The organism is Pseudarthrobacter sp. GQ63 (genome assembly GCF_059758765.1).
In genome coordinates this window covers 165,110-189,961 of the sequence record NZ_JCAXEF010000003.1, presented here as the reverse complement: position 1 = coordinate 189,961, position 24,852 = coordinate 165,110, and the positions used below count along the sequence as shown (strand labels likewise).

The 24,852-nt window shown below is 65.4% G+C and carries 21 protein-coding genes; 4 read left to right on the top strand and 17 right to left on the bottom strand.

Going from position 1 to position 24,852, the window contains the following annotated elements; genetic code table 11:
• Positions 1 to 32: 32 nt before the first annotated feature.
• From AC6CHP_RS08095 to AC6CHP_RS08085, 3 genes are all read right to left on the bottom strand, one after another.
• Positions 33 to 806: a hypothetical protein gene (locus tag AC6CHP_RS08095; RefSeq protein ID WP_427116062.1), complete on the bottom strand. Its 774-nt coding sequence runs from the start codon at positions 804 to 806 to the stop codon at positions 33 to 35.
• Positions 799 to 1,377, bottom strand: a complete 579-nt coding sequence (locus AC6CHP_RS08090) for an RNA polymerase sigma factor (protein ID WP_188731237.1) — start codon at positions 1,375 to 1,377, stop codon at positions 799 to 801. The genes AC6CHP_RS08095 and AC6CHP_RS08090 overlap by 8 nt, the downstream gene beginning before the upstream one ends.
• A gap of 188 nt (positions 1,378 to 1,565) precedes the next feature.
• A complete protein-coding gene (locus AC6CHP_RS08085; RefSeq protein ID WP_498229055.1) occupies positions 1,566 to 2,261 on the bottom strand; it encodes a protein tyrosine phosphatase in 696 nt (231 codons plus the stop codon).
• 153 nt (positions 2,262 to 2,414) lie between these two features.
• Between AC6CHP_RS08085 and AC6CHP_RS08080 the strand changes: the two genes are divergently transcribed.
• On the top strand, positions 2,415 to 3,347 hold the full coding sequence (locus AC6CHP_RS08080; RefSeq protein WP_498229053.1) for an alpha/beta hydrolase: 933 nt from the start codon (positions 2,415 to 2,417) through the stop codon (positions 3,345 to 3,347).
• A gap of 60 nt (positions 3,348 to 3,407) precedes the next feature.
• On the opposite strand, the gene AC6CHP_RS08075 is transcribed toward AC6CHP_RS08080, so the two are convergent.
• The 9 genes from AC6CHP_RS08075 to AC6CHP_RS08035 form a co-directional block, all read right to left on the bottom strand.
• Entirely contained in the window at positions 3,408 to 3,830 is a 423-nt protein-coding gene (locus tag AC6CHP_RS08075; protein WP_377192827.1) for a GNAT family N-acetyltransferase, read from the bottom strand.
• 156 nt (positions 3,831 to 3,986) lie between these two features.
• A complete protein-coding gene (locus tag AC6CHP_RS08070; protein WP_498229299.1) occupies positions 3,987 to 4,190 on the bottom strand; it encodes a DUF7957 family protein in 204 nt (67 codons plus the stop codon).
• Positions 4,191 to 4,238: 48 nt separating this feature from the next.
• Positions 4,239 to 5,252, bottom strand: a complete 1,014-nt coding sequence (locus AC6CHP_RS08065) for a CU044_5270 family protein (protein WP_498229297.1) — start codon at positions 5,250 to 5,252, stop codon at positions 4,239 to 4,241.
• Positions 5,245 to 5,841 carry an RNA polymerase sigma factor gene (locus AC6CHP_RS08060; protein ID WP_377192831.1) on the bottom strand — a complete coding sequence of 199 codons (597 nt, stop codon included), beginning with the start codon at positions 5,839 to 5,841 and terminating at the stop codon, positions 5,245 to 5,247. Before AC6CHP_RS08060 ends, AC6CHP_RS08065 begins: the two co-directional genes overlap by 8 nt.
• A gap of 160 nt (positions 5,842 to 6,001) precedes the next feature.
• The gene (locus AC6CHP_RS08055; protein WP_377192833.1) at positions 6,002 to 6,427 is read right to left on the bottom strand and encodes a hypothetical protein; all 426 of its coding nucleotides are present in this window, start codon (positions 6,425 to 6,427) and stop codon (positions 6,002 to 6,004) included.
• A gap of 731 nt (positions 6,428 to 7,158) precedes the next feature.
• Positions 7,159 to 7,542, bottom strand: coding sequence for a DUF1304 family protein (locus AC6CHP_RS08050; RefSeq protein WP_377192835.1), 384 nt, complete (start codon positions 7,540 to 7,542; stop codon positions 7,159 to 7,161).
• Positions 7,543 to 8,510: 968 nt separating this feature from the next.
• Positions 8,511 to 9,482: an aldo/keto reductase gene (locus tag AC6CHP_RS08045; protein ID WP_498229050.1), complete on the bottom strand. Its 972-nt coding sequence runs from the start codon at positions 9,480 to 9,482 to the stop codon at positions 8,511 to 8,513.
• Positions 9,482 to 11,656: an alpha-xylosidase gene (gene yicI, locus AC6CHP_RS08040; RefSeq protein ID WP_498229048.1), complete on the bottom strand. Its 2,175-nt coding sequence runs from the start codon at positions 11,654 to 11,656 to the stop codon at positions 9,482 to 9,484. Before yicI ends, AC6CHP_RS08045 begins: the two co-directional genes overlap by 1 nt.
• Positions 11,657 to 11,662: 6 nt before the next feature.
• Positions 11,663 to 13,726: a beta-galactosidase gene (locus AC6CHP_RS08035; RefSeq protein WP_498229046.1), complete on the bottom strand. Its 2,064-nt coding sequence runs from the start codon at positions 13,724 to 13,726 to the stop codon at positions 11,663 to 11,665.
• Positions 13,727 to 13,751: 25 nt separating this feature from the next.
• Between AC6CHP_RS08035 and AC6CHP_RS08030 the strand changes: the two genes are divergently transcribed.
• Complete coding sequence (locus AC6CHP_RS08030) at positions 13,752 to 14,777, top strand: LacI family DNA-binding transcriptional regulator (RefSeq protein WP_174176318.1); 1,026 nt, start codon at positions 13,752 to 13,754, stop codon at positions 14,775 to 14,777.
• Between the two features lie 26 nt (positions 14,778 to 14,803).
• Here the strand turns inward: AC6CHP_RS08030 and AC6CHP_RS08025 are convergent, their stop codons facing one another.
• From AC6CHP_RS08025 to AC6CHP_RS08015, 3 genes are read right to left on the bottom strand one after another with little or no spacing between them, the layout of a single operon-like run.
• Positions 14,804 to 15,757 carry a carbohydrate ABC transporter permease gene (locus tag AC6CHP_RS08025; RefSeq protein WP_498229044.1) on the bottom strand — a complete coding sequence of 318 codons (954 nt, stop codon included), beginning with the start codon at positions 15,755 to 15,757 and terminating at the stop codon, positions 14,804 to 14,806.
• On the bottom strand, positions 15,754 to 16,842 hold the full coding sequence (locus AC6CHP_RS08020) for an ABC transporter permease (protein ID WP_427116075.1): 1,089 nt from the start codon (positions 16,840 to 16,842) through the stop codon (positions 15,754 to 15,756). Before AC6CHP_RS08020 ends, AC6CHP_RS08025 begins: the two co-directional genes overlap by 4 nt.
• A gap of 12 nt (positions 16,843 to 16,854) precedes the next feature.
• The gene (locus AC6CHP_RS08015; protein ID WP_377192847.1) at positions 16,855 to 18,552 is read right to left on the bottom strand and encodes an extracellular solute-binding protein; all 1,698 of its coding nucleotides are present in this window, start codon (positions 18,550 to 18,552) and stop codon (positions 16,855 to 16,857) included.
• 195 nt (positions 18,553 to 18,747) lie between these two features.
• Between AC6CHP_RS08015 and AC6CHP_RS08010 the strand changes: the two genes are divergently transcribed.
• The gene (locus AC6CHP_RS08010) at positions 18,748 to 21,708 is read left to right on the top strand and encodes a glycoside hydrolase family 3 C-terminal domain-containing protein (RefSeq protein WP_498229041.1); all 2,961 of its coding nucleotides are present in this window, start codon (positions 18,748 to 18,750) and stop codon (positions 21,706 to 21,708) included.
• Positions 21,709 to 21,729: 21 nt separating this feature from the next.
• On the opposite strand, the gene AC6CHP_RS08005 is transcribed toward AC6CHP_RS08010, so the two are convergent.
• Positions 21,730 to 22,584 carry a DMP19 family protein gene (locus AC6CHP_RS08005; RefSeq protein ID WP_498229039.1) on the bottom strand — a complete coding sequence of 285 codons (855 nt, stop codon included), beginning with the start codon at positions 22,582 to 22,584 and terminating at the stop codon, positions 21,730 to 21,732.
• Positions 22,585 to 22,685: 101 nt separating this feature from the next.
• On the bottom strand, positions 22,686 to 23,801 hold the full coding sequence (locus AC6CHP_RS08000) for a LacI family DNA-binding transcriptional regulator (protein ID WP_498229037.1): 1,116 nt from the start codon (positions 23,799 to 23,801) through the stop codon (positions 22,686 to 22,688).
• Positions 23,802 to 23,985: 184 nt separating this feature from the next.
• Here AC6CHP_RS08000 and AC6CHP_RS07995 point away from each other — a divergent pair, with 184 nt between their 5' ends.
• Positions 23,986 to 24,852 carry an ABC transporter substrate-binding protein gene (locus AC6CHP_RS07995; protein WP_188731725.1) on the top strand — a complete coding sequence of 289 codons (867 nt, stop codon included), beginning with the start codon at positions 23,986 to 23,988 and terminating at the stop codon, positions 24,850 to 24,852.

Below are 24,852 nucleotides of genomic sequence, written 5' to 3'. Positions count from 1 at the left end.
TGTGCCGGGCCCTGCTGTCCAGTGCGCGGACGTCACGGGAGCGGAACGGACGGAAGGTTCCCGGGCAGCGGAACCTGGGACGGGACCGGGACTTCCGGCGCCTTGCCCAGCCCGTCGGCAACGTGCCCGGCCACATTTTCAGGCACAGTTCCTGGAGCGGGGACATCGCCGGGCTTGCCCGGGGTTGTCCCCTGCCCGGCAGGTGTCTCCGGAACAACTGCAGCGTCCGACGGCGGGACGGCGGCCGGTTGCGTTGCTTCGGCCGGGTTCGCGGGGACCGAGGCTGCTCCGCCAGGTGCGCTGCCGGCCGGTACGGTTCCGGCGGGTGCAGGTCCGGCGGGTGCTGTGGGCAGCGGCGCGGCGGGCTGTCCGGTCTGGTGACCGGCCGTGGATGGGGCGGCACCCGTCACGAACGCGGTGATGGTGTGGTTCAGCTGCGTGAGGGAGTCGCGGATTCCCTGGTCCGATGCTGCGGCAACAGCCCCGCCGGCACTCAGCGAGACCGCCACGGAGAGGGTGGTGAGGGCGATCCGGCGCTTGGCCCTGCGGCGGGCGGCCAGTTCGTCCACCCGCGGAGCCTCGTCGGGGCCGGCCGGAGGGGGTGCGGCGGCGCCGGCTGCGGCCGGTGCGGCCGCTCCGGCAGGGGCCATCAGCGCCGCAATCGCGGCGGAAGGCTCGGGCGCGGTGTCCGCGAGCGCACGAAGCTCCAGCAGGGCAGGGCGGAGGCGGCCGTCGTCGTCCATACCTGCCTCAAGCAGCAGCTCGTCGACAAAGGCGTCGCTGCGGGTTCCTGCGGTGTCACTCATGATTCGCCTGGTTTCTCTGGAGCGTTTGTGCCTTGAGGTTGTGAAGGGCCCTGCGCTGGAGCTGTTTGATGGCTCCGGGGCTCTTGCCCATGATCTGCGCTACTTGGTCGATGGACAGATCGGCCACCACCCGGAGGGCCAGCACTTCCTGGTGTTCCTCGCTGAGTCCGTCCAGCAGGGCCACGGCCCCGCCGGTGAGTTCAACGGCGTGGTCCTCCGCGGACGGAGTGGTCCTGGCATCCTGGTGTGGATCGTACGGGCTGAGCTGGGGCCTGCGCTCCAGCCGGCGGTAGTAATCCACCATCCGTGCGTGGGCAATGGAGAAGAGCAGGGACTTGGCGCCCTGGAGTCCCCCGGTAATTTCGCTGATTTTCGGGTAGAAGGCCAAGAACACGTCCTGGGTGACTGCTTCCGGATCGTCCACGCCACGGGCTTTGAGGTATCCCTGCACGGGGCCGGCGAAGGACCGGTAGGCAGCGCCGAAGAGCACAGCCGGGTCTGTTCCGGCCGCGCTCTCGAATATGTCGATATCTTCTTGGGCCAAAGTGCTGAGCACCAGCGGCTCCTCCATCCCAGGACGCGGGGTGCGGCTGTCCGGTTTCCGGCGCGGACAGCCTGGCCCCTGTGTTTCCTGCTGCCTGCCGGCAGGTGCTCCCGGCGGGCCCTCGAACGGGTGGTTGCGTTCGTGCAGCCGGGGCTGTCTGTACTGCGGGAACAGGCCTGGGCCCGGTTCCCGCAGTACAGACTAGCGATCAGCCCTTAGCGGACTGAAACGGAGGGGGTGTCCACTACGTTGCCGCCCTGGGCGGGAACAGCAGGGACTGCGGGGACGGCGGGCTTGCCGTCAACGCCGGGAACGGCAGGCACTGCGGGAACGGCCGGGAGCTCGGGGCGCTCAACGTCAACAGCTGCGGAGCCGTTTGCTGCGGCGCCGGCCTCGGCGGCGGCGTCAGCTTCGGTCACGACGTCGGCGCAGTAGCTTTCCACGTTCGCTTCGCCTTCAGCAGCGATCACCAGGGAGGAGAAGCCCTCGGAGGAAGCGTTCAGGCCGCCGTTGGTGAAGGCGGTGCACAGGCCGAAGGCTGCGGCGCCGGCTGCGTCAACGGCGGTGTCAGCGGCCGCAGAAGCGGAGGCCTTGGCGGAGGCGTTCTCGTTGGTGACCTTGGCGTCGCCTGCGGCAGAAGCCTCTGCGTCGGCAGTAACGTCGGCGTCGGCGTCGGCAGCAGGCTCGGTGGCTGCGTCGGCAGCGGCCTCGGCGGTGGCCTGCGCGTCAGCGGCTGCTTCCGCTGCGAGCTCCGGGGCGGGAGCGCCGAAGAGGTCGTGGGCGGTCTGCTGCGCCTGGGCGGGGAGGACACCGGAAACGGCTGCGGCGCCGGTTCCGCCGACGGCAATGGTGCCGGCTGCCAGAACTCCGGCAGCGACTTTGCTGGTGGCGAGGACGGTGAACAACGACATTTAGAACTCCAAAACCTAGACAACACTTTTGATTCGGGCCCGTCGGGCGGACCCATCACCTCCTACATCGCAGGGGACGGCGGAAAGGTTACGGGTACGGAAGATCTTTTTTCTGCGTGCCTTAGACCTGACCCTCCGCACTACGATCGGTACATGCCCAGCGAAATCGGTATGGAGGACTACGCGGGTTTCCTGCCGCTTGCCCGAAGGACGTCAGTGGTGCCCCCGGCCTCGGAGTGGTGGCCCTGGAGGAATCATCGGATCCACCTTCTTCGGTTTCGGGACGCAAACGCCCCGGTTCGGCTACTCGTCGTCCACGGCGCAGGAGCCCACGCGTTGGCGCTCTGGCCTGTTGCGTCCCTCCTGGCAGGCCGGGGCTTCGACCTGACCGCTGTGGATATGCCCCTCTACGGCCGAACGGTGACAAGATCGCGCAGAACAGTGACCTACCAGGACTGGGTCGACTTACTGGTGGACCTCATTTCAGCTGAGGACGATGGCCGTCCCGTCATCCTCCTCGGGGCCAGCATCGGCGGTCTGCTGACCGTAGAGGCAGGAGCCCGCTCACACCGCGTCGCGGCCGTGGTCGCTACCTGCCTGCTCGACCCGCGGGAGAGGTCCGCCCGCTCAGCCATGACCCGGTTCCATTCTTTGGCGCTGGTTTTCATGCCTCTGCTCAGGCTGGTCCGCGGACCGATCGCCAGGATCCCCCTCAAGGTCTCCTGGATTGCTGATCTCAGGAACATGGGGCGCGACTCCAGCTTGGGGCGGCTCTGCGCGAAGGATGCTCGCGGAGGCGGCGCGTGGGTTCCCCTCGGGTTCCTCGCCAGCTACATGCAGCATTCACATTCCGAGGCCCGCACGGCCCACTTCCCAGTCCATTTGATGCACCCCGAGCTGGACGCGTGGACCCCGGTGGAGCTCAGCGAGGACACTCTCCAAACCCTGCACGGCCCCACCACCAGCCAACTTCTCCGTGGCTGCGGCCACTTCCCCCTCGAAGAACCGGGTTTGGCAGATCTCCTGTCCGGCCTCGAAAAGGTGGCAGCCGCCGCAGTGTCAGGCATAGAGTCGACGCCGGGCTGAGCGCGTCTGTCCGGATAACAATGTGCCTCGTGTCCCTCGGTTTCAGAGCGCAGAAATTTTTCAGTCGAATCTGATGAAGGCTTTGACCGATCCTCGTTGGAATTCCTCGGTCTGGGTGTAGCCGAGCGCTTCATAGAACGCTTTCTGCTTCGGCTCGTCGTCGGTGATTAGAACTTTCTGACGAACATGCGGGTACTGTTCGAGCGCGCGTTCAGCAAGGGCTCGTCCTATACCTCGTCTGTGATGCGACGGCATGACAAGGATGTCCTGGATGTAGCAGATCGAAGCATCATCAGAGATGACACGCGCTAGTCCGACCAGCGTCTGGCCATCATGAGCGGCCACGAGCGTGGAAGATCCTTCCAGCGCTCGTACTAGATTGGCAGGGTCGTTCGCATAGGCAAGCCAGTCCACCGCACGGTATAGCTCAAGAATTTCGCTAAGTGGCAGGTCTTGGGCCTTCACTACGTTGATGGTGATCATGCTCCATCCAAACACGCAGCTTACTCATGGGGTGGCCTCAAACTGCGCGCCCTAAGCCGGTGGCCCACCGACCGCAAGCCGATCCCTTACCGGACGCCGCAGCGCTGCGAGCTGGCTGACTTTCACGGTTGGGTTTTGAATCGTCGTGCTCACGGGTTACTTAGTGAAGACCTGGGCTAGTACTTTGCCGGTTTCGCCATCGATAGTCACGCGGTACCCATTCCAAGTATTCGCAAAAATTGCGCCGTCGACAGCTAGGTCCATAGACACGTAGCATTCCCGAGAATCTGCCTCCGGAAGGTCTGCGATCCAGACAATGCCCCTTGTTCGCTGAATTTTGCTAAATCCCCTCAGCCTCATCTTGACGCCCGCTGTCGTCAAGGTACGACAAGCGGGCACCTCTGGGATCTATGGCGCGGCGTCCGTGACCGAGGTTTCTACCGTGGTCCAGGTCGTCGCGGTTCCCGCCGGCATTGTTCCTCGGGGTTCAGTGATCACTTGGCGTTCCCCGATCGGCATCCCGTTCGTAGGGTCGATGATGATGTCATGACGGAAAGGTGAGTAGTCTTCGATGCGGCCGATGGCAATGCCTTTGCGGCCGTCGAGGGTGGCCTGTTCATCGGTCACAGTTACTCCTGGAATTAGTGCCGCTGCCTTATACAGTGCGGCCCGGAGTTCGCCGGGAACGACACCAGTGCGTAGGAGGTCGGCGATGAAGACTAAGGCTTCGCCGTGAACCGATTGCCCCTTCCCGCCTGTCTTTTGATAGATGTCGTCCAGGAGCAGCCGCGGTTCACGCGGCAAGGAGTCCAGGTAACTGGGTGCAGGGAATGAGGACTCGCTCCCGGGTCCGTAGAAGGCTCCATTTGCGCCCCGCAGTACGTACGCTTCCGGACCGCTGGCTTGGGTGCGTTCTACGTATTCCTTGGATGCCTCATCGAAGAACGTCGTCGGGATACGGCCTGAGCGTTCCCATACCCATTCCTCGGTCCGGTTGGCCGGGATGTACATTGTCATTTTTTCCGTATCCAACCACTGATACTCCTTAGCGCTCTCGTCGACTGCAGCCGAGCCCCAGAGGTTCGTGCTTTGAATCTTCAGATATTGTCCTGGATTCACGATCGGGTCAGCTGTTTGGATTGTTGCGGCCGCTGCGTTGTTCAGCACCTCCGCTGCTTCGGCGGTGGCACCTGGGGCAGCAGGTCTGACAACGTCCGCTACGACGATCACGCCGACAAGCAGGGCTGCAGCTGCCGAACCTAACAGGAGCCGGCGCCGGAAGCGGATGGGGCTGACGGTGCCCTTCTCGTTCGTAGCCGGCCTTGCCGCACCAGAGCCGATAGCCGGATCGATCTTGGCCATGACTTTCTCGCGGCCGCGATCCAATGTCGCCTGTGGGGCGGAGCCGACGTCACTACGCATTCCGCGGAGCAGCTGCAAGTCGTCCATGATCCTTCTCCGTTTCATCAAGTAATTCGAGGTTGAGCTCGGTGCGCAGTGCGCGCCGAGCACGGTTCAAGCGGGACCGCACCGTGCCCACTGGTACGTCCAGCGCCAGTGCGATGCCCTCGTAGGTCAGGTCTGCCCAGGCATAGAGCAGCAGCGTTTCGCGGTCGATGGCAGCCATGCCCCTGAGGGTGCGCGCGATGCGCCCAGTGGCGACAGTGGCGTCAACCTGGGCGGCTATCCGGTCCGAATCGTCGCCTACGGCTTCCCGTGAAGCCGCTTTGGCCGCGGTTTTCAGTACCTTGGCTTCGGCCCGGTGATGCCGGCGGAGCAGGTTGGTTGCGATGCCGAACAGCCAAGGCCGGGCATCTTCCCGGTCAAGTTCGTAGGTCTCGAGTTGCTCCCAAGCCACCAGAAAGGTTTCGGACATGACGTCATCCGCGGCGAACTCGCCTGCCCTTTTGGCGGCATATCTATAGATGATTGACGCGTGTCTGTCGTACAACTCCCCGAAAGCTGCGGGGCTTTCCCGGGACCGCCTGATGATGTCGCTGTCTGTGCTCACACTATGTATTGCCCGCTGACCGCAAAAGGGTTCACGGAGCGTTTCCCTCTTCTAGTGCCCAATGGTTCTTCAATCGAAGAGTAGCCGTCCCGGACCTAGAAAAGAGTTCTGCCGTCCGTAAAGGGATCCGCTTACGGACGAGCAAAATATCTTCGCTGCCTTATCCCACTGTCGAAAGCGTTGCCCAAGCGACATCAATGACGCAAAGCTCTCCGTCAGTTTCACGGAAGAAGACATCGCCCGGGAAGGTGGTGCCCGCTGTTGCACCCTCGGGTAAGCCCTCCAAGTTGATGCTCCACTTCGGGTTGAGCTCTGCTTGGTCCTTCCAAAACTTGCCGGTAAATTTCTCCGGCTCACCAGCAGACAACGAAGACCAGTCGCTAGGTTTGCCAAAATCCGCGGTGGAATCAGCACAGACAACGACCGACGTCTCGCCCGCAGCCAAGTCGGCAATTAGCTTCTCCGTTGCTTCAATTACCTTGGCGCCGTCACTTCCCCATACCAATGAATCGACCGAGCAACCGGCTAAAAGCGCCGCCAATGCTCCCCCAGATAAGCAGCAAACCACTCTTCGCGCCAGTTCCATCTCTCCAACCTAGAGCGCACATGACCAAAAGACGACACTACTGTGCACTGCTCCTGGCCCAGCAAGGCAAGGATGTGCTCTGAAGGCCTAACGGCACACAGCCGGAATTTCATCAAGCGAACGAATGTCGGCATTTCCTCTGCCGCCGGGTTGATATTCGCACCACTGCTCGGTGAAGACTTGTGCGGCAACCCAAATAATAGGGGCTGATGCTGCTACAACGAGGATGATGGCCAATCCTGCCCATACCCAGGTTCTACGGGCGGTGACGCTTCGTCGCATCATAACGAATGCCACTAAGCCGGCTATAAAGGTTGCCAGGACGGCGCTGACTTGCAACGCCTGGTTCGACGTAGCCCCGGTCCCGGTGAGTACGGAAATGATGGTGGCCCCAGCGATGAGTGGCTGGAATCGCGGGCAGAACTGCCAGTGAGCAGAAGATCGTAGCCGAGATCACGGCTAGACGTGGTCGATCAGGGTTTACCCTGGCAAATTCGTTGTTCAATACTTCCCCCCAATTGTTCGTCGCCTGACGCTACCAGACCACCGCCCCGCTGTTTCTGTAGTAGGCAGCTCGAGTCGTCCCGTTAGGGCCCAACGGGCGCTTGGGCGTTCGATTGGGGATCCTCTTGCGGACGCTTCAAGCGGTCCGTAGAGCCACCACCATACGGGCGCTGCTGTGACGCGAATCAACAAAAAACGCCGCCACTAGCATTCGCCAACTACCACCCCTAGTGAACGAGAACGTAGAAGACGATTGCCAGCGCCGGGAAGAGTGCCTGGCCGATGGCGCTGACCAGGAGGCGCTTCTCTGTGACCCACAGCCAGAAACCAAGGAAGACGTGGCACGAGCAGCAGAAGATAACTATGGCCGACCCGCTGGTGGGAGTGCCTGAGAAGTTCACCAGCCACAGGCCCACTGCGATGCCCAAGCCGAAGGTGATGTTGTAGGCGCCAACATTCATCGCCCACATCCGGACTGCGTGCACGTTTTCCTGCCTGATCAGGAAGATCCGGTGGAACCGTTGGTCGCCATGGAAGAAGATCTCCAGGATGCCAACGCTTATCAGCGCCAGGCCGGTGGATCCGGCGAGTATCTGGCTCAGCACATTCATGCCGCGCTCCTAGCCCAATCTTGCAGTCTCCGCTTCTTGCGTGCAGGTTACGCTTCAGGCGCGAAGACCTTCAAGGGGCGGATTGCAGCCGCAGTCCACTACCCACTACCTATGCCCGCCCGCCTCCAGCCCGTCCCCAACAGGCCGCCATAAACGAATCCGTCTACGATGATCTGCGGCTCTTCAACCACAGCGCCGAGGTCCGCCAAGCCAACGGCTCGCTGACCAGTGGCCGCCACACGATCCCCTTGCGATCACAGTGCGTCTGCCGCCAAGCTGGCGTTAACCCGCTACAGCAGACACCTTTCAGAGGAAATTGTGAAAATGAGTGAGAGGTTCGCCGACAGGGGTTACGGTCCCCGATCTCGTGGGTTTACCATTTCACGTCGGGCGAGATGTGGCGGCCGATGCCGGCGTTGCCTTGGCGAACCCTGATCCAGACGGACCGCCTATCGGGGAGCTTGCTTGGCCGGGACTTTTCTACATCACGTCCCAGCGTCCACCCGCCGGGACCAACGTTTATCGATGGGACTCCGTCGCTGTCGAAATCGTCGCGCACTGAGACGCGGAATCCAATGCTTGGCTGCAACACCATGGAACACCGCCCGCGGATTCCGCCCGTGCGATTCCAGAGCGCGAGCAGCATGTTGATCTCACGGAAACGCAACCTCCACCTGAGTGACGCCTCGCCACAAGTCCTATACATGCCAAGCGCGTCGTCTGCGGCCCCAACCAGGCGACGGGACAGCCCCGGTGGGGAGTCCTCTTGCTGGCTGCGCCATGCGACAAATAGCGCCGTGAAAAAGCCGTCATTTAGCGCCGAGAGTCATACCCGGTGCCCGACGATTCCCGTAAGACCCGCCCGCAAAAATGCCCGGTGAAGGGGTGCCGTAAACGCTACACATCAGCCTCGTATCCTCCAGCTTGATTCGGTGTACTGACTCTCAGTTTCGAGAGACGTCGGACCCCTACCTCAAGTCCGCGTTCCCGGCGGAAGCCAGCGGCAGCATGCGTTCCCAGAAGTCCTCCGGGATGCTCCACTGCGCCAGGCGGGCGGCTTCGGCCACCCGCTCTGGCTCCGCCATCCCCACGATGGTTGAGGTGATGCGGGGATCGCGGGTGGAGAACTGCAGCGCCGCGGCGGCGAGCGGCACCGAGTACTCGCGGCAGAGCTCCTGCATCTCCCGGACACGGCCCAGCAGTTCCGCGCTGGCCGGCCGGTAGCAGTAGTTGGCGGTGGCGTCGGGTCCTTTCACCAGCAGGCCGCCGCCAAAAGGCGCGGCATTGATGAAGGCGACGCCCCGCCGTCGTGCGTCCTCGATGAGCGGCTCCGCCGTCTGGTCCACCAGCGTGTACCGGTTGTGGCTGATCACCACGTCGAACACATCCAGGGCCAGGTACTTCAGTTCCAGGTCGATGGGTCCGCCGGCCACGCCGAGGTGCCCAATCACCCCCTGGTCCCTCAGATCAACGAGCGCCTCCAACGGCCCGCCCGCCGCAACACCCTCCCCGAAGCTGATCTTCTCCGGATCATGGAGGTGGACCAGTGGCAGCCTGTCCAGCCCCAGCCGCTCAAGGCTCTCCTCCACGCTGCGCCGGACACGGTCGCCGGAGTAGTCCGCCGTCCCCACGATGGGATCCACTTTCGTGGACAGAACAAAGCCCTCCGGCAGCCCGCCCGCTTCCCGGATGGCCTGCCCGATCCAGCGCTCGCTGCCGCCGTCGTGCCCGTATTCGTTGGAGGTGTCCAGGAAGTTGAAGGGTCCGGCCAGGGCGGCGCGGACGGCGGCCACAGCCGTATCCGTCCGCTCCGCCTCACTGCCGTTCCGCGGGTGGTTTCCCAGCGAACTCGTGCCGACGCACACATCGGTGACAGGGAGGCCGGTGCGGCCCAGGGTCTTCATGGCTGCGGGTATCCTCGCCTCGGTGACAGATTCCATCAGACTACGACGGCGGAAACGTCGCCGCCGCTGACGGTCACCTCGAAGGCCGTGGTGGAACCGTCCGGCGAGGGCACAGCAATGTGCCGTGTCCCGTCCGGCGCGGCGAACGCCCGGAACTGCATGTCCCGCGCCCAGTCGTAGTCCGGCCGGTCCGACACTGTACCGATGGGCAGCACAGCCCCTTCCCGGACCCAGGTGGCAGCCTGCATCACCGAATACTCCTTGCGGTGCCATCGCGGGCCAGCCAGCTGCTCCCCTGTTTCCAGGTGCGTCCAGGTGCCCTCGGGCAGGTAGAAGGACACGGTCCCGGACGGGGCCATGACCGGTGCCACCAGGATGTCCGGCCCCAGCATGTACTGCCGGTCCAGGTGCGCGCAGCCCGGGTCCTCGGGGAACTCCATAAAGAGCGGACGCATCAGGGGAATACCCTCCGCGTACGCCTGCTCCGCCGCCATCTGCAGGTAGGGCATCAGCCGCATTTTCTGCTCCGTGAAGTGCCGGAGCACGTCCACGGATTCCTCATCCACCAGCCACGGCACACGGTAGGAGTTGGAGCCGTGCAGCCTCGAGTGCGAGGACAGCAGTCCGAACGCGATCCACCGTTTGAAGATTTCCGGCTCGGGCGTGCCCTCAAAGCCGCCGATGTCGTGGCTCCAGAAGGAGAAGCCCGACGCCGCCAGGGACAGCCCGCCGCGGAGCGATTCAGCCATGGCCGCGAACGTGGATTCGCAGTCACCGCCCCAGTGCACCGGCATGGTCTGGCCGCCGGCGGTGGCGGAACGGGCAAACACCACGGCTTCGCCTTCGCCCAGTTCCTTGGACAGCAGGTCGAAAACCGTCCTGTTGTACAGCTGCGCGTAGTAGTTGTGCATCCTGTCCGGATCGGACCCGTCGTGCCACACCACATCGGTGGGGATGCGCTCGCCGAAGTCCGTCTTGAACGAGTCAACGCCCTGGCCCAGCAGGCCGCGGAGTTTGTCCTGGTACCAGAGCACGGCGTCCGGGTTGGTGAAGTCCACCAGCCCCATGCCCGCCTGCCACATGTCCCACTGCCATACCGACCCGTCCGGCCGCTTGACCAGGAAGCCCCGCTCCAGGCCCTCCCGGAACAGGTGCGAGCGCTGGGCGATGTACGGGTTGATCCACACGCAGACCTTCAGCCCCCGGTCGTGGAGCCGGGCCAGCATGCCCTCCGGGTCAGGGAACGTGGCGGGGTCCCAGACGAAGTCGCTCCAGTGGAAGGACCTCATCCAGTGGCAGTCGAAGTGGAAGACGGACAGGGGCAGCTTCCGCTCCTCCATCCCGTCAATGAAGGAGTTCACGGTCTTTTCGTCGTAGTCCGTGGTAAAAGAGGTGGAGAGCCACAGGCCATAGGACCAGGCCGGGATCCGTGATGGCCGCCCGGTCAGTTCGGTGTACCGCCGGATGATGTCCTTGGGCGAGGGCCCGTGGATGATGAAGTACTGGAGCTTCTGGCCCTCCACACTGAACTGGGTGCGGGACACCACCTCCGACCCCACCTCGAAGGACACCTTCTCCGGGTGGTTCACGAACACCCCGTAGCCGTCGTTGGTGATGAAGAACGGCACGTTCTTATAGGCGAGGTCGCTGGAGGTCCCGCCGTCCTCGTTCCAGATGTCCACCGACTGGCCGTTCTTGACGAACGCGCCGAAGCGCTCGCCCAGGCCGTACACGTTGGTGCCCACGCCCAGGCTGAGCTGTTCGTGCACAAACGTCCGCCCGGCGTCGTCCGTGATAACACCGACGCTGCGCGGCGTGGAGGTGGTCAGCAACCTGCCGTTGCCCAGAAAATCGACCCCCCAGTCCCCGTCCGTGCTGATACGTGCCGTGAGCCCGCCGGAGGTGATGCTGGCGGTGTCCCCGTCCCGGCTGAACAGCGGCGCCGGTCCTGTCCGGTTCACGTCAAAGTGCGGGCCGTTGTCCAGCCCGCCCTGGAAGTGCTCGATGGTCACGCCGATGACGTCCGGCAGGGGCGCGTCGAAGGTGACCGTCAGCTGGGGAAGGTTCAGGGCATCGCCGCGGGAAGTGATGCGCTTGGTGGGTGCGTAGACCGTCAGGGTCCGCTCGTCCTCCACCACGTCGGACACGTCGCGCGGGTGCAGCGCCGAGAAGCCTTTGCGGTACAGCCAGTAGCCGTCGGTGAATTTCATGGGATCTCAGTTTCCGTTCTCAAGAGGGGCAAGGCTGTCTTTGAGGACCAGGGCGCCGTACGGTTCCAGGGTCAGGCGGGGCCCGCAGGCGTCCCCGGTGAGCGCGTCCACAGACTGCTCGGCGAGCGTCACGGTGCGCGGTTCCGCGCTGTGGTTCAGCAGGAAGTGGTGGCCGCCGCGGGTGGCAAGTTCGACGTCGTCCGGCAGCAGTCCTGCCACCGGCGAGGAAATGCGGGCTGCCGCCAGGGCCTCCCCCACGATGTGCCCCAGCGCGGGACCGGGCAGGTCGCACCCGGCGTACCAGGCGGTGCCGCGGCCGTGGCTGTTCCGGACTACTGCCGGTTTTCCGGCCAGTGCGCCGGAGGCAAACGTGGCCGCCGCCGCAGCGCCGGGACCGTCCAGGCGCAGGTCCTCGGACCACACAGTGGCCTGGAGGCCGGCGGGTGCATCTGCGGAGACGCGGCCCGGGCCGGGTGCCGCGAATTTAAGGCCGATTCCTTCCACCAGGGGCCGCCATTCCTCGCCGCTGACGCCCAGCATGGCCGCCAGGACCGAGGGGAACCGTCCCTGCCGGAGGTGCCCGTTGCTGTCCGCCACCCCCGTGAAGGGCCCGACGACGGCCGTCCCGCCCCGGCGCACCCATGCCGTCAGCGCCCCGGCATGGTCCTCGGTGAGGAGGAAGAGGCTGGGGACGAGCACCAGGTCGAACCGGTCCAGCGGCGTTGAGGGGTGCACCACTTCCACGGCCAGGCCGCGCCGCAGCAGCGGCCGGTAGTAGGCCTGCAGCTGGTCCAGGACGCCGAGCCGGTCCGTGGGGCAGTCCGGGGCCTCCGCCGCCCACCAGCTGTCCCAGTCGAACAGGATGGCGATCCGGGACGGCGCCGGGGTGCCGGCGAGGAACCGCAGGTCCTGCAGCTGGGAGCCGAGCTCCGCGACTTCGCGGAACACGCGGGTGTCCTCCCCTGCCAGCGGCACCACGGCGGAGTGGAAGCGTTCGGCGCCGAAGGCGGACTGGCGGAACTGGAAGAAGCAGATGCCGTCGGAACCGCGGGCTAGGGCGGAGAACGAGTCCACGCGGAGGGCCCCGGGTTCCTTGGCGCTGTTGTGGGGCCGCCAGTTCACCGCGGAGGCTGCCGATTCCATCAGTAGCCAGGGTGTTCCTCCGGCCAGTCCGCGGCACAGGTCGTGGGTGAGGGCGCCCAGTTCCCAGGTCTGCGGCTGCCCGGGATCGGTGTACCAGTTGTTGCCCACCAGGTCCGTTTCCCCCGCGAAGCTGAAGTAGTCCGCGCCGCGGAAGAACCCCATCAGGTTGGTGGTGACCGGTACATCCGGGGAGTACTGGCGGATGATGTCCCGTTCAGCGGTGAAAAGTCTGAGCAGCGACTCCGAGGTGAAGCGCTTGAAATCCAGGACCTGCGTGGGGTTGTGGAGGTACGGCGCCGTGCGCGGCGGCAGGATTTCCTCCCAGGTGCTGTAGCCCTGGCTCCAGAAGGTGGTGCCCCAAACGGAGTTCAGGTGGTCGAGGGAGCCGTAGCGGCGCAGCAGCCAGGTGCGGAACGCGGCGGCCGTTTCGTCGTCGTAACTGATCTGTCCCAGCTCGTTCCCCACGTGCCACATCACCACGGCGGGGTGCTGGCCGTACCGCTCGGCGAGCGCTGCGGTGACCTGCCGTGCGGCGCTGCGGTACACGGCCGACGACGGCGAGAACTGGTTGCGGGAGCCGTACCAGAGCGTCGTTCCGGCTGCGTCCGTGGGCAGTGTGCTGGGGTAGCGGTGTCCCAGCCAGGGCGGCGGCGATGCGGTGGGCGTGGCCAGGCAGACCTTGATGTTTCCCTCGTCGAGGAGGGCAAGGATCCGGTCCAGCCAGCCGAAGTCCCAGGTGCCCTCGGTGGGCTGCAGGCGTGCCCAGCTGAAGACGCCCAGGGTGACCAGGTTGATGCCTGCCTGCTGCATCAGCCGGATGTCCTCCGGCCAGCTTTCCTCCGGCCACTGCTCGGGGTTGTAATCGGCGCCGAAGAGCAGCCCGGCCCGCTCTGTCACGGCGCTCAGGCCGTGGCTTCGAGGATGCATGGAATTCCTTGGTTAAATGATGGATATGAGTAATCGAAAGGCTTCAACGGCGGCGACCATCAGTGACGTGGCCAAAGAGGCGGGGGTTTCCACGAGTACCGTGTCCTACGTGATGAGCGGGAACCGTCCCATATCGAAAGAAACCCGCGAAATCGTCGAAGCGGCGATGCGGCGGCTGAAGTACAGTCCCCGGTCCAGTGCCCGCGCCCTGGCCTCCAGCCGCTCCAATGTCCTGGGGCTGGTGGTGCCCCTCCGCGCGGATGTCAACGTGGGTGTGGTGATGCAGTTCGTCACCGCCGTGGTGACCACCGCCCGGACGTTCAACCAGGACGTCCTGCTCCTGACCCAGGACGACGCCGGCAGCATTGAGCGGGTGACGTCCCAGTCCATGGTGGACGGCCTGGTGATGATGGACATCGAGGCCCGCGATCCGCGCATCCCCGTGCTGGCCAAGCTGGACAAGCCCGCAGTGCTGATCGGCATGCCGGACGATCCGCGTGGCCTCAGCTGCGTTGACTTCGACTTCGCCGGCGCCTCCCGCACCGCGGTCCGCCATCTGGTGGAGCTGGGCCACCGCGGCATCGCCTTCATCGGTTCCCCGCCCGCCTCGCTGCGCCGGCACGCCACCTATGCGGACCGGGCCCTGCGCGGTTTCGAGGAGGCATGCCGGGAACTTGAGGTCACGCATGTTTCGGTGGCCTGCGAGGCGAACTCCAAGGACCTGGCCCGCGCGCTGGACAAGGTCTTCGCCGGTCCGGAGGCCATCACCGCCCTCCTGGTGCACAACGAGGGACTGCTGCCCATCCTGCGCGAGAACCTCGCCGCGCACAGCCTCTCCGTCCCGGAAGACATCTCGGTGGTGGTCATAGCCCCCGCCGATGTGGCCACGTCCGCCTTCCTGCCCTGGACGGCGGTGTCCATCCCCGCCATGGACATCGGCCGCGCCGCCGTGGAGATGGTGATGGACCGGCTGAGCCTGGCCAAGCCCGCCGAGCTGCGGCTCATCGCCCCCACCCTCTCCGAGGGGGCAAGCACCGCGGCGGTCCGCTGACAGCTGCCGCAGGGACACGGGAACGCTCATCCCTTGACCGCGCCGATCATCACACCTTTGGTGAAGTGCTTCTGCACGAAGGGGTAGACGATCAGGATGGGGATCATGGCGAGCACGATCACGGCCATCTGCAGCGCCGGGCCTGCCGCCGCCCCGGTGCCAACATCCACTTGGCCGGGCACAGAAACACCCTGGAGCACATAGGACCGGAGCACCACCTGCAGCGGGTTCATGGAGCTGTCATTGATGTAGAGGATGGCGTTGAAGAACGCGTTCCAATAGCCCACCCCGTAAAACAGGGCGATGACGGCGGTAACGGCCTTGGACATGGGCAGCACGATCTGGGTGAGGGTGCGCCACTCGCTAGCGCCGTCAATCCTGGCGCTGTCCAGGATCCCCCGGTCGATGCCCATGAAGAAGCCGCGCAGGATGATGATGTTGAACACCGAGATGCAGCTGGGCAGGATCAGCGCCCAGTAGGTGTTGATCAGGCCCAGGCCGGACACCAGCAGGTACGCCGGGATGATGCCTGCGCTGAAGAACATGGTGATCAGCAGGGTGAACAGGATAGGCGTGTGGGCGAAGGACCCCGGCCGGGACAGGCCGTACGCGCAGAGGATGGACACCACCATGCTCAGGGCCGTTCCGGTGGCCGTGACGCCCACGCTGACCAGCACCGCCCTGGTGACCACCCCGCCGCTGAGGATCTGCTGGTAGGCGGCGAAGGAAATTTCCCCGGGGACCAGGACCAGCCCGCCGGCCTGCGTGATAGTGGCCTGGGAGGAGATGCTGGTGAGGACGATCGTGTACAGCGGCCCCAGGACTGCCAGGACGACGACGGCCAGCACCACGATCTTGCCGGCCTTCGCCGCCGCTCCGGGTTCTTCGTCCCAGATGGGGCGTTCCGGTTTGGTGCGCGGCTGCCTGGGTGGTTTGGCGGCACTGGCTAGGGTGGGCGCCTTGTTGGTTAGTGTGCTCATTTGGAATAGACACCGCTCTCACCGAAGATGTGGGCAACTTTGTTGGCAGTCAGGATCAGCGCCAGGCTCACCAGGCCCTTGATCAGGCCGGCGGCGGCAGCGTAGCTCCAGTCGCCGTTCTGCACGCCGGTGTAGTACACGAAGGTGTCCAGGACCTCGGATGCCTCGGCCCCCACGGCGTCCCGCTGCAGGATCATCTGCTCGAAGCCCACGGTCAGCGAGTCCCCCAGCCTCAGGATGAGCAGCAGAACGATGACGCTGCGGAGACCGGGGAGTGTGACGTGCCACATGCGCTTCCACCGGCCGGCACCGTCCACCGCCGCTGCTTCATACTGCGCGGGGTCGATGGCACTGAGGGCCGCGAGGAACACGATGATGCCCCAGCCTGCGTCCTTCCAGACGGCCTGGGAGGTGAGCAGGAACAGGAACGTGTCCGGGTTGGTCATGATGTCCACGGCCTGCCAGCCGTTGGCACGCAGCGACTGGTTCAGCAGCCCGGCGCCGCCGAAGATCTGCTGGAAGACGGAGACCACCAGCACCCAGGAAAAGAAGTGCGGCAGGTACACCACGGCCTGGATGGCTGCCCGCAGCCGCGGGTTGACCAGGGAGTTGAGCAGCATGGCCAGGGCGATGGGGATTGGGAAGAAGAACACCAGCTGGAACGCCGTGATCACCAGCGTGTTCTTGACGGCCAGCCAGAAGTCGGGGTCCGCCAGCACCCGCGCGAAGTTGTCCAGCCCCACCCAGGGGCTGGCCGGAATCCCCACATACGGGGAGTAGTCCTGGAAGGCCACCACGTTGCCCAGCATGGGCAGGTACGCGAAAATCGCCAGCAGGATCACGGCGGGCAGTGCCATGAATACCAGGGAGCGGTCCCGGTTGAACCGCAGTTTGAGGTTGGCCTTCGGCCTCAGGGGGAGGGCCGTGCTGCCGGCAGTTGCCCCGCCGCCACCTGAGCCGCCGCCGCCCTGCCCCGGGGCACCCAACCCGCCGGCCGCCGTCGTATGTCCTGCCGAGTGCCCACGGGCCGGCGCCGCGGCGACTTCCTGCCGCGGCGCTGCTGTGCGCTCTGTTCCGGTGCTCATCCTCGCCATCTCCTAGGCCAGGAATCCGGCGTAGAAGTCCCGGAGTTCGTCGCCGCCCTTGCTCTTCCAGGTGGCGAGCTCGGCGTCGAGGTCCTTCATGCTCTTGCGGCCGCGGATGATGTCCTTGGCAAGGTCGTCAAACGGCTTGGACAGTGAGCCGAACTTGGCCGGCTCCTGGATCTGCATGCCGAAGAAGGCGTCCTCCACAACGTTGGGTGCCTGGCGTGCCTCCCACTCGGACTGGGACTGCACCAGCCCCGGGTACTGGACCATGGAGTTCACGATCGGGGCGTTCACCAGGAACGCGTAGGTGCTGGTGACTTCCTCGCTGCCCTTGGCCGTGGCCTTCGGGATGCCCTGCGCGTCCCTGGTGAAGTGGACGCCCTCCACGCCGTTGTTGATCAGCACGTTCTCCTCGGTGCCGAAAGGGGCCGCCATGAAGTTGGCCAGTGCCAGCATCTCCTCCACCTTGGCGGGGTCCGTTTTCTTGATGAAGCTGAAGATCGCTGCCGGCTGGGCCCGGAACAGGGTGGGCTTGCCGCCGTCCGGGGCGAAGTAGTCCATGGGCTGCATGTTGAACTTCGGGTTGGACGGAAGGACGCGGGCCAGGGCCTCGTGCCAGGAGCCCATGCCGTCGGAGGCCATCAGCGAGGCGCCGGATTCGAAGCGCTGCTTGGACTGCTGCGCGTTGCCGGCCACGGCGTCCGGGTGGACCGAGCCGTCGGCAAACAGTTTCGCCGTCCATTCAAGGGCGGCCCGGTACTCGTCCGTTTCCACCTTGTTCTGCAGCTTGCCGTCCACCTGCTTCCACTTGGGGACCACGCCGTGCATGATCTGTGCACCGTTCCAGACGTCTTCTGAACCCCAGCGGTTCTTGGATTCGTCCGTGAGTTCCTTGGCCAGCGTGCGGTATTCGTCGGCGGACGTGGGGGGCTTGACGCCGAGTTCCTCGAAGAGGTCCGCGCGGTAGAAGATGGCGTCCGAGATCAGGGCGCCGGGATAGGGCAACCCGTAAAGGCCGCCCTCGAAGCAGCCCATCTTCCAAGCGGCCGTCGGAATGTTCGCCAGGTTGGGGTATTTGTTGACTTTGTCCCCTGCGATGAATTCGGAGAGGTCCTGGAAGACGCCCGCGGCCGCCTGCCCGAAGCGCGGCGGCAGGTTCCATCCCGGAATGACCATCCAGTCCGGCACGTCCTTGGGCGAGGCGAGGACTGTCTGCACCTTGTCCGCGTAGGCGTTGCCATCGTTGACCTGGAAGTTGATGGTGGCGCCGAGCTTTTCGTTGACCGCCTTGTAGTAGCTGTTTTCCGGCAGCGCAGGCGGGACGGCCCACCAGGCGGGCGTCATGGCCGTGTAGGTTCCGCCGCTTCCGGGAGGCGTGGGCACGGACTTGACCAGGGACGAGGGGATGCTGGTGAAGCCCGGCGTGGAGCCGTTCACGGAGGGGATGTCCGGTGTGACCAGTTCGAGGGGCTTGTAGGCGGGCACCAGCTTGGCCACCGTTTCGGCCAGGCTTCCGGAAGTGGCTGCCTGCGGCGCGGCGCCTCCCGAGCAGGCCGTCAGCGCTGCAGGGGCCGCCGCCAGGAACACCGCACCGCTGAGGATGCCGAGGAAGGAACGGCGGTTGACGCCGCCGGAGGCCTCGTTGAGCAGGCGGCTGGCGGATTTATGGGGGCGTCCCCTTGACGGGTCTACCTGGGAACCGAGCATGACAGCACTCCTTTGTGTGTGAGCCAATGAGGGAAGATTCAATGATTCATCGAACCGATTCGACTTGGATCAGGGTATGACACCAGCACTGGATCCGGCAAGGGCAAAATGTGTTGCGCCTCACAAGCGGGAGTGCAACACTGGGTGTCGCCAGAATTTGTATAAGCGATTCGATAACCTGCTGATTGGACTGCCGTGCGCCTAGAACCCGCCATCCTTCCCTCCCCTGCCGCTGACGCCGCGGGTGACGACATTGTTGGCGCCATCGGCGGCGGCGGCACGGCGGGCGCGGACGGACACGCAGCAAGGCTGGCCCACCAGATCCTTCGCACGCTGTCCCTTGAGCAGAAGGTGGCCATGCTGCACCAGCACGCCCCGGCTGTTCCGGAGCTGGGGTTGGCGCCTTTCCACACGGGGGCGGAGGCCGCGCATGGTGTCGCCTGGCTGGGACCGGCCACCGTCTTTCCGCAGCCCGTGGGCATGGCCGCCACCTGGGATGCGGACCTGATCGAACGGCTCGGCGAGGCCACGGGCCTTGAGCTCCGCGGAAAGAAGGCGGAGGACCCGTCCGTGGGCCTGAACGCCTGGGCGCCAGTGGTGAACCCGCTCCGGCACCCGCTGTGGGGGCGGAACGAGGAAGGCTTCTCCGAGGACCCGCACCTCACCGCGCAGCTGGCCGGCGCCTACTGCCGCGGCCTCAAGGGCAGGGACCCCCGCACCTGGCTGACCGTCCCCACCCTCAAGCACTTCCTCGGCTACAACAACGAGCTGGACAGGAACGTCACCTCCAGCATCCTCAGCCCTCGGGTCCTGCACGAATACGAACTTCCGGCGTACCGCTCCCCCATCGAGGACGGGGTGGCGGGGGCGGTGATGCTGTCCTACAACCTGGTGAACGGCCGGCCCGCCCACGTCTCCGACCTGGTGCAGTCCGAGCTGCGGCAGTGGCGCAACGGGGAGTCGGTGGCCATCGTGACGGACGCCGGCGCGCCAGGTTCCCTCTTCCGGGCGGAGAAGTATTTCGACGACGGCCCGGCAGCCTACGCTGCCGCCCTCCACGCTGGGGTGGACAGCTTCACGGACGACGGCGACAACCCGGCGCCGTCCATCGCCTACCTCAACGAGGCGCTTGAGAAGGGGCTGATCAGCGAGGACGACGTTGACCGGGCGGTGCTGCGGCTCCTTATGCTCCGGGCCAGGACCGGCGAGTTCACGCCGGACAGTGATCCCTACGCCACCATCGGGGCGGACGCCATCGGCGCGCCCGCCCACGTCCGGCTGGCACGGGAAGCAGCCGCCAAATCGGTGGTGGTGCTGCGCAACGTTGCCGCGACTGGGGCCACCACCGGCGCCGGCGCCGGCCTGCTCCCGCTGGGCAGCGACCCCGGAACCATCGCCGTCATCGGGACCCTGGGGTCACGGGTGCTGAGCGACTGGTACAGCGGAACCCTGCAGGACGAGGTCAGCATCGCAGACGGGCTCACCCGCCGCTACGGCGGAAGCGCCGGAGCCGGCGTCGTTGCCGAGGAGGGTGCCGACGTCGTGGCCCTGCGGAGCGTCCGGACCGGCGGGTACCTGGGCGGGGCCAACACTGCCGTCCTGACTGCCCGGGCCGCTGCTCCCGGCGAAGCGGAGCGGTTTATCGTCAAGGACTGGGGCAAGGGGGAGCTGACCCTCCAGTCGGAACTGACCGGGAAGTTCGTGACGGACACCGGGGACGGGTACCTGCGCGCCACGGCTGACCGTGTGGGTGGCTGGGTTGTGCAGGAGACGTTCCGGCTAAACCATGCCGCGGACGGCACAGCCGCGCTGCAGCATGTGGGGACCGGGAAGTGGCTGCGGATAGAAGCGGGCACGGCGAGCGCTGCCCTCGTTCCCGACGCCGGCGCGGCCGACCGCTTTGTGCTCCGCACACTCAAGTCCGGCCACGAGGCCGCCCGGCAGGCCGCCGCAAATGCCCGCACCGCCGTCGTGGTGGTGGGAAACGACCCCCACCTCGGAGGCCGGGAGACGCTGGACCGCACCACCCTGGACCTCCCGCTGGCAGACCAGGAACTGGTCCGCGTGGTGCGTGAGGCCAACCCGCGCACTGTGTTGGTCATTGTGTCCTCCTACCCTTATGCCCTCGGCGCGCTCGCCGATACGCCGGCCATCGCCTGGACGTCCCATGGCGGGCAGGAGCTGGGCAACGGGGTGGCGGATGTCCTGAGCGGTGATACGGAGCCGTCCGGGCGGCTGCCGCAGACCTGGTTCCGCCGGGACGCGGACCTGGCGGACATCCTGGACTACGACATCATCACCTCCCGCTCCACGTACCTCTACAGCCGCGCGGAACCCCTGTTCGCACTGGGGCACGGCCTGACGTACGGCGAGGTGCACTACGAATCCGTGGCCCTGCGCGAACTGCGGGGTGAAGGCCCCCAGGGCCCGGACCAGGCGGAACTGGCGGTGGAGCTGCGCAACACCGGCACGCGCCCGTCGTCGGAACTGGTGCAGGTGTACGCGTCCGCCCCGGGCCACCGCTTCGACTTTCCCCGCCGGCTCCTGGTGGGCCACCAGCGGGTGGAGGTCCCGGCTGGAGGCACGGCCACGGCAAGGGTCCGGGTGCCGCTCGAGAGGCTTGCCACCTACAGCGTGGTGGAGGAGCGGATGCTGGTGGAACGGGGAACCTACCAGTTCCTGGTGGGCGCGTCCGCGGAGGATCTTACGCTGGCAGTGCCCTTCACCGTGGCGGGAAGTGCCGGAGCCGGGCGCCGCTCCGGCCGGTGGTTCCGGGCTGAGAACTTCGACTCCTGCCACAATCTGGCCCTGGTGCCCGAAACACCGCTGGCCGGCACGGCGATCGCGCCGGCGGACACTACCTGGCCCGGCTGGGCGCTCTACCGCGGCTGGAGCTCGGCCCCAGGGGACGGCGGTCATGAGGTGCTGCTTGAGGTGGTTTCCGGCGAACCTGCGGGGCCTGCCGGCCTGGTTTGCATCCAGGTGCCCGGCCCCGCGGACACCTGGAACACCGCGGGCAGCGCCAGGGTTGCCGTGGGGTTCAGCGGTGAGTTGCAGATTCAGCTTCGCTCCGGCACAACATTCCGCGAGCGCGGCGGCGCCTTCCGGCTGGTGCTGGAAGGCGCCGTAAAAGTCACCCGGGTGCAGCTGGCGTAGCCGCGGCCGGCGACGGCCGTCCTAGGCGTCGGCCATCTCAGCGTCCGCTTCTTCGAACTCCACGGCTGCCACGATTTCCTGAGTTTCGGGGTTAATCATGAAGGCCTCGTCGTCCTCCTCGACCATCAGGAACCCGCCATGGTCGGTCGAGAAGTGCCAGGCCAGGGCACGTTCGCCGTTGTGGACGTAGTTGGGGTCGCCCATGGTGATCTTCAGGAGTTCGTACCCGGCAATGCTGCAGAGTTCACGGATGATGATCTCGAAGTCGGGCGCGTGCTCCAAGGCCTCGGCGTCCGCCTGTGCCTGGCGTTCCGGCAGATCGGGAATCATTGACGCAAGCCGCTCGATGTAGGCGCCAACCTCTTCGTCGTCCAGCACCAGGAGCTCGGCCTGGCCGCGGAGCCAGGCGGCATTGAGTGCCGTGATGTTCTCCCGTTCCAACAGCTCCTCAAACTCGCCGTCGAGCTCCTCCATCCGGAGGACGCCGTCGGGAACTTCCTCGGAGTCCTCATCCAGGCCGCCGTCCAGGTAGCGCTCCTCGTCTTCTTCGGACAAGTCATCAAATGCCTCGACTGCCCGGTTGAAGAGGTCAAGATGGGCAGGGGCGCCCATGCCCGCCATGCCTTCGCGGACCGCGGTGTCCGTTTCGGAGCGGTCGACGGCGGTGAAGACGTACTGCGCGAAGCCGCCCTCCAAGGCCTGGGCCAGATAGAAATCCACGTAGTAGCTGCGGACGGCGACAGGCGACATCTCTTCGGTCCGCAGCAGGGCGGCGTGCATGGCATCCACAATGCTGACGTTCGACTCCACGACGTCCTCGTCGCTGGAGTCGATACTGCTGCTGGTCAGGACGACGGGCTGCTGGCTGGTGATCATGGCAATCCTCACGGCTGGTACGGGTGGTGCTCGGAACGTTTTTCACGCTACGTGGACCGGGCCGGTGCGCCGTTGAGGGGGAAATGAACGTCCGGCGAAGTTTACGTCGCCGGCAGGTTTTCCTTCCGCAGGCCGTCATGGCCGCCCTTGCGGCCGGACGGGCCGCCCACCGAGCCGCGCTTCACGAGGGTCGCGGCGAATTCGGGTTTGGCCGCCGGCGCTTTCCTGCCCTGGATCTGCCGGATGAGGGCCTCAGCGGCTGCGACGCCCATCTCGTACACAGGCTGCGCGATCACCGTCAACGGAGGCCTGGTGAGGCGGGTCCAGGCGAAATCGTCGTACATGAGGAACGAGACATCATCCGGAATAGCGAGGCCGAGGTCCTGGATGGCCTCCACAACACTGAGCCCGATCAGGCCGTCAGAGGCGATGATGGCCGTTGCAGGGTCCTGCTGCTGCAGCAGTTCACGGGTGATCTTCTTGATGGTTTCCGGTCCGTCGGCGTTGAAGCGCACCAGATCGTCGGGTTCCTTGACGCCCGCTTCCCGGAACGCCCGCATGATTCCGTCCCGCCGGTCCGAGATCTGGGAAGAGCCCAGGGACAGGCCCGTGGCGTAGGAGTCATTCGTCCGAAGCGTGGAGATGAAAGCGATCCGGCTGTGTCCGGCCTCAATCAAATAGCGGGTTGATTCATGGGAGATGCCTTCCATGTCCACGGCCACCGTGTCCACATCCAGCCCTTTGGCCGTGCGGTCCAGCAGGACCAGCGGCCTTCCGGAATGGTGGACGTCCTGCAGGTGCCGGGTTTCAACGGAGGAAGCGGGGGCGACGATCAGGCCGTCAACCCGCTTGTCCAGCAGCACCCTGACGGCGTCCACTTCCGCCGCCCAGTCCTCATCCGTATTGACCAGGATGACGTTGAAGCCGCTCTTCTTGGCGGTGTCGGTGATCCCCCTGGTGGCCAGGCCGAAGTGCGGGTTTTCGATGTCGCCCACCACCACGCCGATGGTGTTTGATTTTCCCGTGTTCATGCTGCGGGCAAGCTCGTTGGGCCGGTAGTTCAGCTCTTCCGCGGCGGCCTGCACCCGTTCCCGCACGTCATCACTCACTGCACCGTAATTTCCCAGGGCACGGGCCGCCTGGGCCTTGGACACCTGCGCGGCCTTGGCGACGTCGGCAACGGTGACGTCGCGTCGACGGGAAGCATCAGTACTCATGTCGGCCTTTCGTAATGGACCCTTGACGCCCTTAGTGGCGTCGGTTACATTTCTATCCATCGATGTGAGTCCGGTCTCAATCGTAGGCATTGAGACCGGACTCAGCAAGGGTTTCCGGCAAACCCGCCACGGCGGATCTTGATCCTCCATCTCCCGCTTCCTCACGATTGGAAAACTCGCTGTGATTACTCGAACCACTGTGCGCCCCGCGGCGCTCATTGCCGCTGCTGTTGCCGCCGTCCTGGCACTCTCCGGCTGCGGCGGCTCCTCATCAGCCTCATCCTCGCCGGCTGAAAACCCTTACGGCCTCATTGAGCCCGGGTCCATCCGGGTTGCAAGCCTGGGCGATTCGAAGCCCTATACGTTCACGGATGCCCAGGGTAAGTTCACCGGCTTCGACGTGGAACTCTTCACGGACGTTGCCTCCCGCGCCGGCGTAGACGATGTGGTCTTCACCGGGCAGGACTTCTCCGGCCTGCTGGCCGCCGTGGCCAACGGGCAGTTCGACGCCGGCGTGGCCGCCATCGGCATCACGGACAAGCGCAAGGAAACTGTCGATTTCTCCGACGGATACCTGGCCGGCTACCTCACCGTCATCACCACCAAGTCCTCCGGCATCAGCAACGCCGACGGACTTTCCGGAAAACGCCTGGGCGTGGTGCAGGGAACACTGCAGGAAGCCTATGCAGTGAAGAATTTCACCTCCGCCAGCCTGGTGCGGTTCCCGGACAACAACACGGCAGTCTCCGCCGTCAACAGCGGTTCGGTGGATGCGCACTTCCTGGACTATGAGGCCGCCAAGTCCTACCAAGAACAGTTCGGCCTTGTCAGCGCCGCGGACATCCCGTCCTTCGACGCACCGGCCGGGTTCGCCGTCGCCAAGGGCAAGACCGCCCTCAAGGAGGCCCTCAACAAGGGGCTGGCCGAAGCGATGGAGGACGGCACCTGGAAGAAGCTCTACGAGAAGTGGTTCCCGGGTTCCCCGATGCCCGAGCAGTACCTCCCGAAGGCAGAACAGACCGCAACCCCGGCCCCGACAGCAAGCAAGTAG